This window comes from Peribacillus sp. NPDC056705 (assembly GCF_043656335.1).
The window spans coordinates 1-2,461 of record NZ_JBHTYI010000103.1; the positions used below are offsets into that span (position 1 = coordinate 1).

General features: G+C 54.1%; 3 protein-coding genes and 1 pseudogene. All 4 read left to right on the plus strand.

Features of this window, described 5'->3' with window-relative positions; all coding sequences use genetic code 11:
* The first annotated feature begins 132 nt into the window (after positions 1–132).
* Positions 133–786, plus strand: coding sequence for an amino acid ABC transporter permease (locus ACFRAK_RS27730; protein ID WP_394572997.1), 654 nt, complete (start codon positions 133–135; stop codon positions 784–786).
* Between the two features lie 36 nt (positions 787–822).
* Positions 823–1,473 (plus strand): amino acid ABC transporter permease, encoded by a 651-nt coding sequence (locus tag ACFRAK_RS27735; RefSeq protein WP_394572995.1) that lies wholly within the window; start codon positions 823–825, stop codon positions 1,471–1,473.
* Positions 1,474–1,608: 135 nt separating this feature from the next.
* Positions 1,609–2,142: a hypothetical protein gene (locus ACFRAK_RS27740; RefSeq protein ID WP_394572996.1), complete on the plus strand. Its 534-nt coding sequence runs from the start codon at positions 1,609–1,611 to the stop codon at positions 2,140–2,142.
* 48 nt (positions 2,143–2,190) lie between these two features.
* Positions 2,191–2,445 (plus strand): annotated as a pseudogene (locus tag ACFRAK_RS27745) (amino acid ABC transporter substrate-binding protein); the annotation flags it as partial.
* Positions 2,446–2,461 lie beyond the last annotated feature (16 nt).

Below are 2,461 nucleotides of genomic sequence, written 5' to 3' on the forward strand. Positions count from 1 at the left end.
GCGGTGCGGCCACGCTTCATACAATGGCTTGATGGAACTGGATCTTGCCTTCACACATCCGCTCGCTGGCAGCGAGCGGGTCCTTTCCCATGACGGCCGTAAAGAGGAGGTGAACCAACCTTGCATTTGAATATATGGGATTTCAGCATCTTGTTCGACCACTGGGACCAATACATGGCCGGTTTCAGGCAGACGATCTGGGCGAGCTTTCTGGGTCTTATCGGAAGTCTCGCCTTCGGCACGATCATTGCCATTATGCGTATAGCCCCGATACGTATCCTCCAAGCACTGGGCACGGTCTATGTCGAATTCATTCGCAATATTCCGGTACTAATGGTCGTGTTTTTCTTTTTCCTCGGACTCCCGGCGCTTGGTTTCCCGATTGAGCCATTTCCGGCAGGTACCCTTGGCCTGACATTCTACACGGCTGCCTTCATTGCCGAAGCCATTCGGGCTGGCCTGCAAGCCGTCCCTTCGGGGCAGTCAGAGGCCGCCCGTTCCTCCGGGCTCAACTATATCCAGAACATGCGTTATATCGTGCTGCCCCAAGCCATCAAAGTCGTATTGCCAGCGATCGGCAACCAAATGCTCAATCTGGTCAAGAATTCTTCCGTGCTTGGTGTCATCGCCGGACTCGACTTGATGTATTATGCCGATCTTATCAATCTAAGTACCTTCAAAGGTCTACCGGTTTATACGCTCGTAGCTGCGTTCTATCTCGTACTTACCGTACCACTCAGCCTTGCCGTCCAGTATATGGAACGTCGATTCGCCAGAAGCAATTGAGCCAGCGAACCGTTTATGATAAGGAGGTGATATGAAATGGATTTTGTCGGTACATACACCTGGCCGAATCTGCGGTACCTGCTCACGGGGTTTTGGATCACCCTCCAGGTTGCCGGCTTGTCCATTGTATTCAGCTTCATTCTCGGGACCGTGCTGGGTACGGTGAGGTATGCCAAGATCCGAGTTCTGTCACGCGTGTTAGCCGTATTAATCGACCTGATTCGCTGCCTGCCGCTGCTGCTGATCATCTTCTTCATCGGGATTATACTGCCACAGACGGGCATACGCCTTCCGGTGTTCTGGGCAGCCGTGCTTGGATTAAGTTTATTCGAAGGGGCGATGATCTCTGAAATTGTTCGAAGCGGCCTCGTGTCTGTCGATAAGGGGCAGATCGAAGCGGCAAGAGCTTCGGGACTTAGCTATATGCAGACGCTGCGCCACGTCATACTCCCGCTTGCCTTGCGCAGAATGTCACCACCGATGGTAAGCCAATTCGTATCCTTAATTAAGGATACTTCGCTTGCCATTATCATTGCATTACCTGAGTTGATGCGGCACGTTAAGATTCTCAGCGGCTCCAACCATAACTTTGTCATTCCTGCACTCATCCTCGCCTCGGCCCTGTATTTCACCTTGAATTACACGCTGTCGATCATCGCCAGGCGACTCGAGGCAAGGCAGATCTAGCCAAAATCTATTCACCATAGTTGAAGTCCATCCCCCGGGAGCCTACGGTTCCCGGGTTTTTGGTTCCGTTTGCAACAATGTGCCTCCCCCTATCGTCTAATTACATAAATTTTACTGTTAAGGTGGAGGGATATCATGAAGAGAATGGGAATACTCGCCCTGCTCAGCCTGATGCTGCTCGGGCAGGCATGGCTGGGCTGGGGCAGCGAGCCGGCACACGCCCTGTCTTGCGCGCCGCCCCGGGCCGTCACGGAGGAAGTTACGCGCTCGGACATCGTCTTCCGCGGAACTTTGGTGTCCACGCAGGACCATCGCCTGGTCGATAACTTCTATTATACGTTCGAAGTCACGGAATGGTGGAAGGGCGACTCGAAGCTGCAGCGTATCGACATTTACTCCAACGGCTGGGATACATTCGAGAAGGGCAAAGAATACGTTGTCTTTGCCGACGCCGATGACATCCATAAGCCCAAGGCCCATCTGTGCGGGAACACCGGGCCTGCTGCCGGCGTGGACGTTACTTCGCTTGGCGAAGGCACGAAGCTAGGCAGCACCGGGGAGGGGACTGAACTAGGAGAACCGGGAGCCACTGGCGGAAAAAGCATGTTTGCGCGCATGGTGGAAGCCTTCATTCACCTTATCCGCTTGATCCAAGGCAGCCATTATTAAAGTAGCGGAACGCGCGCTCCCCTGCCTGCTCGTTTTCGTCGAGCCGTCGAGAACTACCAGGATGCCTTTACGGCGCTCCGAGCTGGCCAAGGCGACGCACTAACGACGGACAACGCCATTCTGCTCGGCATGCAGCAGCAAGATCCGGGCTATGAGCTCGTAGGCGGCAACTTTACGGATGAGCCCTATGGCATGGCTATCAAGAAAGGCAACGAGGATTTCGTGAAGACCGTCAACGAACTGCTGAAGGAGATGAAGGACAGCGGGGAATACGAGCAGTGGATGGGCATCAAACCGGAGTAATTGGGCAGTGCGGCCA

Coding starts and splice junctions, on each gene's coding strand:
- ACFRAK_RS27740 (WP_394572996.1), top strand. CDS start 1,609: ATGAAGAGAATGGGAATACTCGCCCTGCTCAGCCTGATGCTGCTCGGG.
- ACFRAK_RS27735 (WP_394572995.1), top strand. CDS start 823: ATGGATTTTGTCGGTACATACACCTGGCCGAATCTGCGGTACCTGCTC.